Annotated in this window: 14 protein-coding genes; 7 read left to right on the forward strand and 7 right to left on the reverse strand. The window is 55.9% G+C overall.

The genetic code is table 11. The annotated features are described in order from the left end of the window. Positions 1 to 11: 11 nt before the first annotated feature. Entirely contained in the window at positions 12 to 440 is a 429-nt protein-coding gene (locus tag Tam1G_RS02220) for a metallopeptidase family protein (RefSeq protein WP_081890007.1), read from the reverse strand. Positions 441 to 526: 86 nt separating this feature from the next. Between Tam1G_RS02220 and Tam1G_RS02225 the strand changes: the two genes are divergently transcribed. Continuing rightward, positions 527 to 1,345: an HAD-IIB family hydrolase gene (locus Tam1G_RS02225; protein WP_101625286.1), complete on the forward strand. Its 819-nt coding sequence runs from the start codon at positions 527 to 529 to the stop codon at positions 1,343 to 1,345. 66 nt (positions 1,346 to 1,411) lie between these two features. Beyond that, positions 1,412 to 2,152, forward strand: coding sequence for a ComF family protein (locus tag Tam1G_RS02230; protein ID WP_242689726.1), 741 nt, complete (start codon positions 1,412 to 1,414; stop codon positions 2,150 to 2,152). Here Tam1G_RS02230 and Tam1G_RS02235 read toward each other — a convergent pair. Genes Tam1G_RS02235 through glgB form a run of 3 tightly spaced genes read right to left on the reverse strand, consistent with a single transcriptional unit; the run spans position 2,134 to position 6,211 of the window. Further along, a complete protein-coding gene (locus tag Tam1G_RS02235; RefSeq protein WP_101625288.1) occupies positions 2,134 to 3,204 on the reverse strand; it encodes a sensor histidine kinase in 1,071 nt (356 codons plus the stop codon). The genes Tam1G_RS02230 and Tam1G_RS02235 overlap by 19 nt on opposite strands. Then, positions 3,204 to 3,926 carry a response regulator transcription factor gene (locus Tam1G_RS02240; protein WP_101625289.1) on the reverse strand — a complete coding sequence of 241 codons (723 nt, stop codon included), beginning with the start codon at positions 3,924 to 3,926 and terminating at the stop codon, positions 3,204 to 3,206. Before Tam1G_RS02240 ends, Tam1G_RS02235 begins: the two co-directional genes overlap by 1 nt. A gap of 32 nt (positions 3,927 to 3,958) precedes the next feature. After that, positions 3,959 to 6,211 carry a 1,4-alpha-glucan branching protein GlgB gene (gene glgB, locus Tam1G_RS02245; RefSeq protein ID WP_101625290.1) on the reverse strand — a complete coding sequence of 751 codons (2,253 nt, stop codon included), beginning with the start codon at positions 6,209 to 6,211 and terminating at the stop codon, positions 3,959 to 3,961. A 178-nt stretch (positions 6,212 to 6,389) separates the two neighbouring features. Here glgB and Tam1G_RS02250 point away from each other — a divergent pair, with 178 nt between their 5' ends. Then, complete coding sequence (locus Tam1G_RS02250) at positions 6,390 to 6,983, forward strand: CarD family transcriptional regulator (protein WP_033890369.1); 594 nt, start codon at positions 6,390 to 6,392, stop codon at positions 6,981 to 6,983. Between the two features lie 145 nt (positions 6,984 to 7,128). Beyond that, positions 7,129 to 7,641: a 2-C-methyl-D-erythritol 2,4-cyclodiphosphate synthase gene (ispF, locus tag Tam1G_RS02255; RefSeq protein WP_101625371.1), complete on the forward strand. Its 513-nt coding sequence runs from the start codon at positions 7,129 to 7,131 to the stop codon at positions 7,639 to 7,641. A gap of 283 nt (positions 7,642 to 7,924) precedes the next feature. Here the strand turns inward: ispF and Tam1G_RS02260 are convergent, their stop codons facing one another. The 3 genes from Tam1G_RS02260 to Tam1G_RS02270 all read right to left on the reverse strand — a co-directional run bounded on the left by Tam1G_RS02260 (position 7,925) and on the right by Tam1G_RS02270 (position 11,097). Next, on the reverse strand, positions 7,925 to 8,761 hold the full coding sequence (locus tag Tam1G_RS02260; RefSeq protein ID WP_101625291.1) for a metal ABC transporter permease: 837 nt from the start codon (positions 8,759 to 8,761) through the stop codon (positions 7,925 to 7,927). Positions 8,762 to 8,790: 29 nt separating this feature from the next. After that, positions 8,791 to 9,654 (reverse strand): ABC transporter ATP-binding protein, encoded by an 864-nt coding sequence (locus tag Tam1G_RS02265; RefSeq protein WP_101625372.1) that lies wholly within the window; start codon positions 9,652 to 9,654, stop codon positions 8,791 to 8,793. A 147-nt stretch (positions 9,655 to 9,801) separates the two neighbouring features. After that, on the reverse strand, positions 9,802 to 11,097 hold the full coding sequence (locus tag Tam1G_RS02270; protein ID WP_101625292.1) for a metal ABC transporter solute-binding protein, Zn/Mn family: 1,296 nt from the start codon (positions 11,095 to 11,097) through the stop codon (positions 9,802 to 9,804). Positions 11,098 to 11,193: 96 nt separating this feature from the next. Between Tam1G_RS02270 and Tam1G_RS02275 the strand changes: the two genes are divergently transcribed. The 3 genes from Tam1G_RS02275 to coaE all read left to right on the forward strand — a co-directional run bounded on the left by Tam1G_RS02275 (position 11,194) and on the right by coaE (position 14,352). Next, positions 11,194 to 12,078, forward strand: coding sequence for a bifunctional methylenetetrahydrofolate dehydrogenase/methenyltetrahydrofolate cyclohydrolase (locus Tam1G_RS02275; protein WP_101625293.1), 885 nt, complete (start codon positions 11,194 to 11,196; stop codon positions 12,076 to 12,078). A gap of 114 nt (positions 12,079 to 12,192) precedes the next feature. Continuing rightward, positions 12,193 to 13,668, forward strand: coding sequence for a 30S ribosomal protein S1 (gene rpsA / locus Tam1G_RS02280; RefSeq protein ID WP_101625294.1), 1,476 nt, complete (start codon positions 12,193 to 12,195; stop codon positions 13,666 to 13,668). 24 nt (positions 13,669 to 13,692) lie between these two features. Continuing rightward, on the forward strand, positions 13,693 to 14,352 hold the full coding sequence (coaE, locus tag Tam1G_RS02285) for a dephospho-CoA kinase (protein ID WP_242689605.1): 660 nt from the start codon (positions 13,693 to 13,695) through the stop codon (positions 14,350 to 14,352). The last annotated feature ends 120 nt before the right edge of the window (positions 14,353 to 14,472 follow it).

Genomic DNA, 14,472 nt, shown 5'->3' on the forward strand with positions numbered 1-14,472 from the left:
TGGGGAATGCCTCACATTCCCCAATCAGGATCGATTTCCTCGGGTCTGCGGCCATACAATTCAGCCACGCGCGACACCACTTCGTCGCGTATCGCCAGCTGAAGCTCCAGCTTTGTAGGTGCTTCGGTCTGCATCGGCAGACGGTACAGCACCACGCGTGCGGGAATGCCGTGCGAGGCGGGGAAACATTGCGACGTCATATTCGGTTCAGATTGCCACGGCACGGGATCGGAGGGTGGCACATCTTCCACGGCGAACTGCAGCGGCCTGATCAATTCAGGCCAAGCGGTATTCAACCTGCGTATTTGCGCCGCCACCATATCGTCGAACATACCGGTGCGGGTGCGATAGCGAGGCATGCGAATGCCGAACATGGGGGTGCGCATACCCCTGCCATGACGGTTTCGATAGATTCTGGCGTTCCAAGGTGGCTGAAGCATGATTTCCACCATAGGCCAAGGCGAAGGCATTATGCGCTAGGATTGGTTCATTGGTTGCAATCTCGTCAGCGAGGAGGACCCGGCGAATGCCAGTGCAGTCGTGGAGTGAACTTGATTTGGACGAACTATGCGCCAACGCCAGCGTCTTCGGATTCGACCTTGACAATACTTTGGCGAGCTCCAAACAGCCTATGAAACCGGAGATGATCGCGCGGTTCAGCGAACTGACGGCGCGTATACCAGTGGCGTTGATTTCCGGTGGCAGCATGGCTGTGGTCACCATGCAGGTGCTTGATGTACTTAATGAGCACGCCGTGAAAAGCAATCTACATGTAATGCCCACGTCCGGCTCCCGATACTACCGTTGGCTCGATAATCAATGGACTTTGATATACGCGCATGATTTGGACCAACCTACGGTTGCAGCCATTGAATCCAGTTTGGAGCGGCACGCCCGAGAGCTCGGACTGTGGGAGGAACAGGTCTGGGGGGCGCGCATCGAGAACCGTGGCAGCCAAATCACCTTCTCGGCATTGGGCCAGTATGCGCCGGTGGAAGTTAAGCAGCATTGGGATCCTGACGACAGCAAAAAGCAGGCGCTATGCGCATTGGTCAGTCAGGATTTCCCTGATCTGCGAGTCCGCACCGGTGGCTATTCCAGCGTGGATGTGAGCAAGCATGGCATTGATAAGGCTTATGCCGTGCGTAAACTCGCCAGTGTGATGTCCATCAACGTTGACCGCATTGTGTTCGTAGGCGATCGCATGAGCCCCGGAGGCAATGATTATCCAGCGGTGATGGCTGGAGCCAGGGGAGTGGCTGTGCGCAATCCTCAGGACGCATTAGGGCTTCTGGACGCGGTATTAGAACGCATACCAGCGGTGTCTGGCTCGCATGTAGTCTGATGCCTTATGCCACGAGCACGAGCCTCAAGAGCAACGCTTCACTGTGATGCACCGCAGTCCATTCCGGTGCATACGGCATTGAGCTCAGTTGCACGTGCCGCTTTCAACGTACTGTTGCCGCGCGGATGTGCAGGCTGCGATGCTCCTGATGACATATTATGCGCGGATTGCCTAGGATTATTTGCCCAGTGCAGGTTGCGTGATTTAGAGGTAGAATCCGCCACCGCGGGAGCCGGCTTGCCTGTATGGTCCGCCGCGATTTATCAGGGAGTGGCCCGTCATGCGATTTTGGAGTGGAAAGATCACGATGATGTGGAACTTGATGCCGTATTCTCCCAGATTATGGAGGCGCTGACTCTGCGCTGCGGCATTGTTCAACGTTGTGCTGCTGCCGGATGCAAGTCGGTATTGGTGGTTCCCGCACCATCGTCACGCGCGTCCATGCGCAGACGAGGGCGATGGCATACGTTGCCGTTAGCCCAAGCGGTAGTGCATGCTCTTCAATCGCAATCCATTGCCGCAATGATGACTCAGGCATTGGAAAGCCGTGCATCGGGTGGACGATCCGTGCAGCAGATATCATCGGCGCAGCGAGCACAACGCATAGGTGGAAATATTCATGTGACTGCACCATCCGCATATCGTGGTGCAGCGGTGGTGCTGGTTGATGACATTGTCACAACAGGATCTACATTGCGCCAATGCGCGCAAGCATTGAGGCAGTCAGGAGCTCAGGTGCTTGGCGCATTGGCGCTTGCCGATGTAGCTGGTCAGCATTCCAACATGCTTCAGAGTGCTGAAATATGATATTTGGGCAGTGTGATTTCAAAGTCGGCGCCGCGTTCGTCGTCAACGACTTTAACATTGCCTCCATGAAGTTGGGCAGCCCATCGAGCGATGGACAATCCCAGACCAGTACCTCCGGATTCGGTGCCGGGGCCGGGCTTTCCCTTGACGAAGCGACGGAATATGGCAGAACGGTCCGCTGCGGCGATTTGTGAACCGAAGTTCACCACGTTGGTCACAATAGTGCCGTTATTCGTGTCTTCGTGAGTCTCGATAAGCACCGTAGTGCCATCAGGGGAGTGCTTGAGCGCATTGGCAATGATATTGGTGAACAGTTGCCTGAGTCGGTCCTGATCACCTTCCATTGTGATATCGCCGGGCACATGCATCTGAATATCATGAGCATGGCCGCCATCGGTAATCTCCAATGGCTCTACGGTTTCGTCAAGGAACTCAGCCATATTGAACTGTTCGATATTCAGGCTTGCCGCTCCCGCCTCCATACGGCTCAAATCAAGCAGGAAGGCGATGAGATCGGAAAGACGCTGAGTCTGGGTGAGGATGCTTTCCAAATTGGCTGGCGTCGGTTCCGTAACACCATCCGCCATGTTCTCCACCATAGCCTGCAATGCTGAAACAGGCGTGCGAAGCTCATGGCTGACGTTGGCAATCATATCGAGCCGCATTTTATCCGCATGCTCGAGCTCTTCCGCCATCTCGTTAAAGGAACGGGCCAACTGCCCCACTTCATCATGGCGGGTCGGGTCGATGGTGACGCGCACGGTGTAATCGCCGTCCGCCATCGCCTCGGCCACATCGCGCATCTGGCGTAGGGGAGCGGTAATGCCTCGGGAGAACACATAAGTGATGCCCAGTGCCACAACTAAGGTCAGCGGCATGGCAATCCAGCCGGACCAGCCGAATTTAAGCAAGAACCAGCACATAGCAAAAGCAATGGCTGTGGCGCACACAATGAGTGCGCTAAGTTCCAGCTTGAGGGAGGAGAATAAATCAACCGGCTTGACGCCGATAACGCCAAGCCGGGATTTCGTAGGTTTCTTTGCTGCAGCCATTACTCAGTAGGAGGCTCGAATGCATAGCCGACGCCATGCACGGTGCGAATCATATCCGCACCGAGCTTATGGCGCAGCGCCTTGACATGGCTATCCACGGTACGGGTGCCGGAAGCATCAACCCAGTCCCATACCTCTTCAAGCAGTTTCTCTCGCGTGAGCACTGATTTCGGCCTGCGCGCCAAAGTGGCCAGCAAATCGAATTCAGTAGGAGTCAGATGCACCTGTTTACCGTCAAGCGTGACAATACGCTGAGCCGGGTCAATAACCATAGAACCGAAATCGAGAATCTTCTCGTTCTCGGAGTTCTTGGCAATGACCTTGGCACGTTCCACACGGCGCAGCAACGCCTTGCAACGAGCGATAAGCTCGCGCATGGAGAACGGCTTGGTCATGTAATCGTCTGCGCCTGCGCCCAATCCGATGACCTTATCAGCCTCATCATCTCGGGCGGTAAGAATCAGCACCGGCACAGGGCGCTCGGCAACGATGCGCTTGGTGGCCTCAAGCCCATCCATCACCGGCAGCATGATATCCATGATGACCAGATCAGGCCTGAGCTGAGAAGCCGCCTGCACGGCCGATGCGCCGTCTCCGCATACGCGTGCGCTCCAACCTTCGGCAGTGATGCGCTGGGCGATGGCGGTGGCGAGCGTAGGTTCGTCCTCCACCACCAACACCGTACGCACCGCAGTGTTCTGACGCGCTGTGGTATTGAGCATAAAAACAGTTACCTTTCAGCCTGTTGACTAGTTCAGTCTTCTGGCTTCAAGAATACAACTCCAAGAGCCGGAACAGTGATCTTTGCCGAGAACGGACGCGAATGGTATTCGCCTTCCTCGGCTTCAACCGTACCGTTGTGGATATCGGAGCCGCCGTACTTGGCGTCGTCGCTGGTGAACACTTCGGTCCACTTGCCGCCGGTCGGAAGAGCCACCTGATAGTCGGGCCAAGCCTCACCGGAGAAGTTGACCACGACGGCCAGAGTCTCGCCCTTGGAGCCGATACGCAGGAAGCTCAGCGTGTTGTGATCTGCATCATCGCTGGTGAGCCACTGGAAGCCGGCCGGATCGAAATCCTGGCTCCACAGAGCAGGGTTGGCCTTGTAGAAGGCGTTGAGATCCGCCACATACTTCTGAATCTGGCGATGCTCCTCCCAATTCAGGCAATCCCAATCAATGGAAGCGTCGTGGTTCCATTCGCCCCACTGCGCCAGTTCGTTGCCCATGAAGGAGAGCTTCTTGCCCGGGTGAGCCCACTGGTAGCCGAACAGGGAACGCACGCCAGCCATCTTCTGCCAGCCGTCGCCAGGCATCTTGCCGTAGACGGAACCCTTGCCATAGACCACCTCATCATGGCTGATGGGCAGCACATAATGCTCGGAGTAGGCGTACACCATAGAGAAGGTAATCTCACCGTGATGCCACTTGCGGTTGATGGGCTCCTCGTGCAGGTATTCGAGGGTATCGTGCATCCAGCCCATGTTCCACTTCAGGCCGAAGCCGATGCCGCCTGCGGAAGTCGGTGCGGTGATGCCCGGCCATGCGGTGGACTCTTCGGCGATCATCATGATGCCGGGGTTGTTCTTGTATGCGGTTGCCGTGGCTTCCTTGAGGAAGTCGATGGCTTCCAGGTTCTCGCGGCCTCCGTAGATGTTTGGCCTCCACTGGCCAGGTTCGCGGCTGTAGTCGAGGTACAACATCGAGCTGACAGCATCCACACGCAGGGCGTCGATGTGCAGATCCTCAAGCCAGAACAGAGCGTTGGCTACGAGGAAGTTGCGCACCTCACGGCGTCCGAAGTTGAACACGTAGGTGCCCCAGTCCGGGTGCTCGCCGCGCAGCGGGTCGGGATCCTCGTACAGCGGGGTGCCGTCGAAGCGACCGAGCGCGAAGGCATCCTTCGGGAAGTGGGCGGGCACCCAGTCCATGATTACGCCGATGCCGGCCTGATGGAGCTGGTCTACAAGGTAGCGGAAATCGTCGGGGGAGCCGAGGCGGGAGTCGACCGCGTAGTAGCCGGTGACCTGATAGCCCCAGGAACCAGAGAAAGGATGCTGGGCGAGCGGCATGAACTCGACGTGGGTGTAGCCCTCTTCCTTGACGTAGTCCACGAGCTGCTTGGCCAGATCACGGTAGGTCAGGCCCTGCTTCCAGCTGCCTGCGTGCACTTCATAGATTGCGACGGGGCCATTGGCCGGATTGGTGGCGCGGCGATGAGCCATCCATGCATCGTCCTGCCACTCGTAGTGGGAGTCGGTCACGATGGAAGCGGTGTTCGGCGGCACCTCGTGCTGACGTTCCATCGGGTCAGCCTTCATTTCCCACTGATAGTTGGCATTCAAGATGTGGAACTTGTAATGTTCGCCGGCCTCGACGCCCGGAATGAAGATCTCCCACACACCGGAGGAGCCGAGTTCACGCATGGCGTGACGGCGGCCATCCCAACCGTTGAAATCGCCGACAACACGCACGGCATGAGCGTTCGGTGCCCAGACGGAGAACGCGGTGCCAACCAGCTGCTCGCCTTCGGTGCCGTTGGCGCTGCCCATCGGGTCGTCGTAACGCAGCACATGGGCGCCAAGGGCTTCCCACAGCTTCTCGTGACGGCCTTCGCCGAACAGGTAGGTATCCATTTCGCCAAGGGTGGGCAGGTAACGGTACGGGTCATCCTCAACAATGACCTCGCCGCTTTCCCACTCGGTACGCACGCGGTAATCCGGAACGGCGGGATTCTTGGCGTCGCCCGCTGCCGGCACGGTGGTCACGAACACACCATTGTGCTCATGGCGCATCGGGTATTCGCCATCCTGAGTGATGACGGTAACGGCTTTGGCGAGTGGACGCAGGACACGAATAGTCACGGTGTCGGCATGCTTGCCGATGCCAAGATGGCCGCCGAGAACCTCGTGGGGGTTGTAGAATTCGGCGTTGCTCACAGCGTCGAGATCGCCCTGAGCAACAGGCACGGTGATGGTATCTTCTTTGATCTGCTTTTCAGTATCCATGCCCCAAAGTCTACGTGTGTGGAAGTTGAAAACGCCGTATTAACGCGGTAAATATATCGAATTTCTGTCAAATTTGTCTTGCCTCAGGCAGTGTGAGCGTTCTCATTGGGGCCGGTCCATGCCAAGTGGCACAATTATTCGAGTTTTTGTGTGTGAGCCGTCAGTTCTCGGAGGATACATGTCTTATCAAGTCGGCGATATGGTCGTCTATCCACGTCATGGTGCAGCAAAGGTGGAGGCCATCACCGAACGGACGGTCAAAGGTGTGACGCGCGAATATCTTCAGCTGTCCGTGCTGTCTTCAGATGGTCTGGTCATTAACGTGCCGGTCGATAACGCCAAGAAGGTTGGTGTGCGAGACATCGTTTCCGGTTCCGAAGTGGCCAAGGTGTTCGAGATTTTGCGTACACCGATTATCGAAAAAGAGATGAACTGGTCTCGTCGCTATAAGCTTAACGTGGAAAAGATTGCCACCGGCGATGTGAACAAGATTGCCGAAGTGGTTCGAGACCTCGCCCAGCGTGATGTGGATGAGCACGGTCTTTCCGCTGGCGAAAAGCGCATGCTGACCAAGGCCCGTGCGATTCTCACATCCGAGATCGCTCTGTCTGAGAAGATTGACGAACCGGAAGCACAGCGTTTGCTTGACGTGAACCTTGGCTACGAACCTGCTCAGCCGGGTGATGAGAAGCATCACACCGAGGAGCCGGAAGAAGCCGCGGCAGATACGCTTGCTCGCGTGGCTGCTGAAAAGAAGTCCAAGAAGAAGTGAGCATCATCCCGGCCATCTGGAACGATGAGCCGGGATTTTTTGTATCTGTCTTTACCACACGTATAGTGCTCGGACTCATGAGCTCAAGCGCATGCGTATGCTCTAGGTAGTGCGGAATATTGGAGGATTCGTGACTCGCGGCAACATGATGATTGGTCAAGGATTCGATGCTCACCGTTTCGCTCCGGCTGGTACCGGTCGCCCGTTGTGGGTCGCGGGTCTCCATTGGCCAGTGCCGGAAAATGCTGATTCGACCGTGGCGGCCCAGTATGAGGGCATCGAAGGCGATTCCGATGGAGACGTAGCCGCTCACGCGCTTATCGATGCGTTGCTCTCCGCTGCAGGGTTGGGAGATATCGGTTCATTATTCGGTGTGGGCGCCGATGCTCATGGTGCCGGTATGCATGGCGTCGATATGCTCCGCGAAACCGTGGGATATCTAGCGCGGCACGGATATGCGCCCACTTCAGCATCGGTGGCGATTGTGGGCAATCGCCCGAAAATCGGTATGCGCCGTACCGAAGCCGAAGCCGTTTTATCCGAAGCGATAGGGTGTCGTGTCTCCGTCACAGCCACCACAACGGATCATATGGGGTTCACCGGCCGAGGTGAGGGCATTGCTGCCATTGCCAATACCCTCGTTACATATACGGACTGATTCATACGGCTGGGGCCAAGTCTTGCCGTTATTACCAAGTCGCAACCGTTATTGGCGTGTGTGCACGAGTCGGCGCAAGAAATTCCGGAAAAGAGTCCATACTTCCCAAAATCCTTGTACTGACGGTATCTCAGTGCAAGGATTTCGGGAGATGTAGCAAATCCTCCCAAATTTCTTGTACTGAGAATGACTCAGCGCAAGAAATTCGGGAAGTATAGGTTCTCTTCCCAAAATCCTTGCGCTAGGAGATGCTTGATTGTATCGAGCTGACGAGTGGTGTGGGCTAACGGGTTTTCAGCGCTGCCATACCTTTGGCGATAGCCCAGAACAGCGTGGAAATCGTCACGATGATGAAGCTTGGGGGAGCAGGGAACATAGCGGAAAGTACCAAACCTGCCCAAATGGAAACCAAGCACAGCACACTGGCGATAATCATGGCTTTCAATGGCGAGCCTGCAAGAATATTGGCGGCTGCAGCCGGTGTAATGACCAGTGCGAAAATCAGCAACGTACCTACTGCCGGCACAGCGATGGTAATAACGCCAGCCATAATCGCCATGAATGCCACATTCATCAATCCAATCGGCACACCTTTGGCTTGGGCAACCTGCTCATCCAGCGAGCTGAACAGCAGCGGACGATAAATAATGGCAAGCAATGCCAGCAGCAGAACATCAAAAATGGCGAAACCGATGATTTGGCCGGTAGTAATGGTCAGAATCGAGCCGAACAGAATGGACTGCATCTGCTGCGATGCGGAGCTGGAAAGTCTGGCGAAGAACAGGCCCAATCCGGTGGCGAAAGCCAAAACAGTGCCTGTGGCTATTTCGCGTTCGGATACTCTCTTGCCCAGCGCACCGATCACTAGTGCGCCACCAAGAGCGAACACTCCCATGCCCAGTGAGACCGGCAGTCCAAGCAGAACCGCGCCGGTCGCACCAGGCAATCCGATATGGGCCAAAGCATGTGCGGCGAACGTGGAATGCCTGGCGATGGTGAAGTATCCCATAACGCCGGCTGCCAGAGCGATGCACAGTCCGGCTATGAAGGCGTTCATCATGAATGGGGCGGTGAGCGTGCTCATCCACTCTGGGTCAAACGAGAAATCAATAGAAGTCATTGCTTATTCCAACCGTTGCCTGTATCAATTCAATTCGTATGCTTGACGTTGTGATTATGGTGATGCATTTGTGCCACTTCACGGGCGGAATGCATGTCTTGTTCTTGATCACGGGGCTCATCCGGAGTCGGGGTCACAAACATGTCGCCCTGCGGAGTGGTGACTACTTGAACCTGTGTGCCATACAGATGTGTGAGCAGGTCGGAATCCAACACTTTGCCCATATCCGCGTAATGAGGGTGACCGTCCAGCAGATATACTGCGCCGGTAAGAATGGGAAGCAGCATATTGAGATCATGCGCCACCACTTGAATGGTCATGCCCAGTTCCTGGTTGAGTCGAGCCAGCACATGCACGGCGGCACGTTGGCTGGCCAAATCAAGGTTGGCGAGCGGTTCATCGAGCATGAGCAGCTTGGGATCGCAGACGAGCGCCTGTGCGATGGCCACTCGTTGACGCAAACCGCCGGAAAGTTCGGAAAGCCGGTACTTTGCTTTATCGGCAATGCCGGTGAACTCCATAGCCTCATGCACTTTGGCTCGTTGGGCTTTAGTGACGGGATGAATGCCGAAGCGGGTTCCGGTGAGTCCCAGCAGCACGGATTGCTCGGCGGTGAGATTGGAATCCACATTCGCCACATAACTTTGTGGCACGTAGCCAATACGCTGGTTTGATTGACCTGCTGGTTTGCCTAGTACGTGCACGGTGCCGTGTGCTAGCGGTAGCAAACCGAGCTCGGCTTTCATCATCGTGGTTTTGCCCGCGCCATTGGTGCCCACGATGGCTGTGACTGACCCGTAGGGGATGGTGAACGTGCCATGCTGCCAGATGATGTGGTCGCCACGCTTGATGGCCGCATCGTTGAACGCGATGCACTCGGAATTGCTGTTCATGATTTCGATTGTGGCAAATGATGCTGACAATCGTTCTCAATAGCGGGTGTGAGTATGAGACAGATTGCGTAAGGCTGAAATAAGACGATAATCCAGCAGTGTGGCGGCTGCTAAGAGGCTATAACGCTAGCGTTCTTCTGCTGGATATCACTTACCAGGGTCGGTTTGGCCGGCATTAGACGGCGCGGAATCGTCCTCGGTGCTGGTCGAACTGTCGGATGAGGTCTGGCCATTGGTATTAGCCGAATTGCTCTTGGTAGAGGCCTTGCATTCGCGAATGAAGTTCGGGGTTTTGTTCTCCTCGGTGGAGCTTTGCGCCGAAGAATTATCCGACTGGCTCGACTGCTCGCCGCCGGTAGCCCCGCTGTTGGAAGTGCCGTCGGTGTTTGTTCCGTCAGTCGTGTTGTCATCGTTCGAGTCGGCGTCGCTGTCGCCGTCAGTATTGGAACTGTCGCTATCAGTATCAGTGGCATCCGCATCATCGTCAGCGCTGGTATCGCATCCATATGTGGGATCGACGGCGTCGATAATCGTGTTGACCAGCTGATTGATCCACGAGTTCAGCGAAGTGGCATCCGATGGCATCTGCTCGGAAACATCCACCACAGGCACATCGGAGCGGCCCGCAGTGCCGGTAATCATATTCGTGGCGTCACTGGCTTCCTGCGTATTGTTGACCAGCACATTCACATCGCGATCTTCAATGAGTTCCTGGAACGACTGCAAATCGGCGGGGGCTACTTCGCCTCCGGAAGCCACGGACTGCGAATAGCCCTTAGGGGTAGAGTCGTCAAAACCGAGATCGGCCATCAAATAATAGGCAACCGGCTCGGTAGCAGCATAAGTGAGCTTGGAATGATTCTTGGTGAAGTCGCCGGTCCACTTTTCCAAGGATTTTTCGCCCTGCTGCCATGTTTTCAGTCGTTCCTGAAAATCCTTCTTTTTATTGGGCAGTGCCTTTATATATGCTTCGGTAATCGCTTCCGCCATGCCGGAGCGAGCATCCTTGGAGAACCACAGATGAGGATTGTCGCCCTCCATAGCACCGACCACTGATGCTGCAGACACCAGATTCGAGGTTTTACCTAAAGACTTGGTGGCCCAGGAATCATAGCCGGCACCATTGGCCACCACGATTTGCGCTTTGGCGAGTTTGGCCACGTCCGACGTCTTCGGCTCGAAGTCATGCGCATCCACATTCGTGGAATTCACAATGGAAGTGACTTTCACATCGTCACCGCCCAATTCCGCAGCCAGCGAACCCCACTGATTTAAGGAAGAAACAACGGTAATCGGACCTGTTTGCTGCTTGGCGGTGTTATCGGTATTGGTAGAAGGCTGTTCCGGAGATGTTTGGGACCCGCAGGCGGCCGTTGCAAGCAGCATCATTGCACTAATCGAAGCAGCGGCGAAACGCGTAAGTCGTGCAAATCGAGTCCTCATGGCAAGCCTTCTTCATCGTGAGATACATACCTGACTTATTTCAACGATAGTCTACAGTTTCGATACTGTTCCCGAAACATGCAAGGAAGGGCTTCGATGGCTACAAGAATCGACGGCAAGAAGGTCGCTGCCGACATCAAGGCTGATCTCGCTGAACGCGTTGAGCGTCTCAAGGCGCAGGGTGTAGTGCCGGGTTTAGGCACGCTGCTGGTAGGGGAGGACCCGGGATCAGTGAAATACGTAGCCGGCAAACATGCCGACTGCCAGGAAATCGGCATTAATTCAGTCAAGAAGGAACTTCCTGCCACCGCTACCTTTGAAGATATTGCTGCAGCGGTTAAGGACCTCAATGAAGATCCGGCCTGCAATGGTTTCATTGTTCAGCTGCCGTTGCCCAAGGGCATTGATCAGAACGCCATCATTGATCTCATTGACCCCGCCAAGGACGCTGACGGCATGCATCCGTACAATCTTGGCGAACTGGTGTTGCATGTGCGTGGGGATATCTCTACGCCACTGCCCTGCACGCCGCGCGGTGTCATCGAATTGCTCAAGGCTTACGACATTGATTTGAACGGCAAGGAAGTCTGCGTGCTTGGCCGCGGCATCACCATCGGCCGTACCATCGGCCTGATGCTGACTCGCAATGCTGTCAACGCTACCGTAACCCTGTGCCATACCGGCACCAAAGATGTAGCAGATCACATGCGTCGCGCTGATGTGATTGTGGCTGCTATGGGCTCGGCCGGATTCGTCACCCCGGACAAGATCAAGGAGGGTGCGGTGCTGGTCGATGTCGGTGTCAGCCGCGTCTTCGACGAAGAGGCCGGCCGCTACCGCATCAAGGGCGACGTTGACAAAGCCTGCTATGACAAGGCTTCTGCCTACACGCCCAACCCCGGAGGCGTTGGGCCGATGACCCGCGCCATGCTGCTCGCCAACGTAGTGGAAATGGCAGAACGACACGCTATGAATAAGTAGGGGTTTCTTGGCTATAGCTCTATGTATTCTGAATGCTTGTATGCCTGAAAGGGCGTACAAGCATAACTGAATATCGAGTAATTATCCATCCACTATTAGAAACCATATATTTACATGGCAGAGAACAACACTGAAGTCACCAAGGTTGCCATCAACGACATCGGCACCGAAGAGGACTTCATCAAGGCAGTCGATTCCACCATCAAGAACTTCGACGATGGTGATCTGGTTGAGGGCACCGTCGTTAAGATCGATCACGACGAAGTTCTCCTGGACATCGGCTACAAGACCGAAGGTGTGATTCCTTCCCGCGAACTTTCCATCAAGAAGGACGTTGATCCTGACGAAGTCGTCGAGGTCGGCGACCAGATTGAAGCCCTTGTCGTCACCAAGGAAGACAAGGAAGGCCGACTGATTCTCTCCAAGAAGCGTGCTCAGTACGAGCGTGCTTGGGGCGACATCGAGAAGATCAAGGAAGCTGACGGCGTTGTTGAGGGCACCGTCATCGAAGCTGTCAAGGGCGGCCTCATCGTCGACATCGGTCTGCGTGGCTTCCTGCCGGCTTCCCTCGTCGAAATGCGTCGCGTCCGCGATCTCTCCCCGTACATCGGTCAGAAGATCAAGGCCAAGATCCTCGAGCTCGACAAGAACCGCAACAACGTGGTCCTCTCCCGTCGCCAGTACCTCGAGGAGACCCAGTCCGAAGTCCGTGAGACCTTCCTCTCCCAGCTCAAGAAGGGCCAGATCCGTGAGGGCGTTGTGTCCTCCATCGTCAACTTCGGCGCCTTCGTTGACCTGGGTGGTGTTGACGGCCTGATCCACGTTTCCGAGCTGTCTTGGAAGCACATCGATCACCCGTCCGAGGTTGTCAGGGTCGGCGACAAGGTCACCGTTGAGGTGCTCGACGTCGATCTCGATCGCGAGCGCATCTCCCTGTCCCTCAAGGCAACCCAGGAAGATCCGTGGCAGCGCTTCGCTCGCACCCACGTTCCTGGCCAGATTGTCAAGGGCAAGGTCACCAAGATCGTTCAGTTCGGTGTCTTCATCTCCGTCGAAGACGGCATCGAGGGCCTGGTGCACATCTCCGAGCTCGCCAACCGTCACGTCGAGAACCCGGAGACCGTTGTCAAGCCGGGCGAGACCGTGTTCGTCAAGGTGATCGACGTCGATCTCGATCGTCGCCGCATCTCCCTGTCCCTCAAGCAGGCCAACGACTCCGTTGACCCGGCTTCCGAGGACTTCGATCCGGCTATCTACGGCATGCCGGCCGAGTACGACGAGCAGGGCAACTACAAGTACCCTGAAGGCTTCGACCCGAACACCAACGAGTGGATTGCTGGTTACGAGAAGCAGCGCGAGGAATGGGAATCCCAGTATGCTGCCGCTCACGAACTGTGGGAGGAGCACAAGGAGTTCGTCGCCAAGGAACTGGCCAACGCAGCCGAGTCCGCTGCTGCCGACGGCCAGGGCCAGAAGGAAGAGAAGCCGGTCGAGGAGACCTCCAACTACTCTTCCGCCGCTCCGGCTACCGGTACCCTCGCCGACTCCGACCAGCTCGCCGCCCTGCGCGACCAGCTGCTCGGCAAGTGAGCTACTGCTGACGCTTAGTGCGTAATGAAAACCCGGTCCATATGGGCCGGGTTTTCTCGTATTAGCATAGCCATTATGAGAATTGGACTAACAGGCGGCATTGCAGCCGGCAAAAGCACGGTTTCAGCGCGTTTTGCCGAACTGGGGGCGGTAATCATTGACTATGATGCACTGGCGCATCGGATTGTTGAGCCCGGGGGAGAGGCTCTTACCGAAATCGCCGAGGTTTTTGGGCCGGAAGCACTGCTGGTTGACGGTACGTTGAATCGTGCTTGGATGGCCGACCATGTTTTCGGCGCTCATGCCAGGCCAGGCGCACGGGAACGGTTGGATGCCATCGAACATCCACTCATATATCGACTTGCCGCTCAACAAGAACAAACCTGCACCTCTTCGGACATTATCATTCATGATGTGCCGCTGCTTGCCGAAGTCATTGATAGCATTCCCTTCAGCTTCGACCACATCATTACTGTGGAAGCACCGGTATGCATGCGACTCGATCGTATGATCGAGGAGCGCGGCATGAGCCTCGAACAAGCAGAGGGTCGTATCCGTCATCAGTCCAGTGAGTCCGAACGCCGGGCAATTGCGGACATAGTCATCGACTCAGCTCAGCCGATGGCCAAGATGATGGTGCAAGTGGATGGAATATACCAACGCCTGCTAGGGCAAATCCGGTAATTCATAAGACAAACTCGATAAAGGAGATGTGTTCCTCAACAAGGAGATGAACCTCCGATAAGGGGAACCTCTGGAACCTCTATAAGATGGTTTCCCTACCTATGACTGTTATGACTGTAG

Origin of the sequence: Bifidobacterium imperatoris, assembly GCF_002860405.1 — a bacterium.
GTDB lineage: Bacteria > Actinomycetota > Actinomycetes > Actinomycetales > Bifidobacteriaceae > Bifidobacterium > Bifidobacterium imperatoris.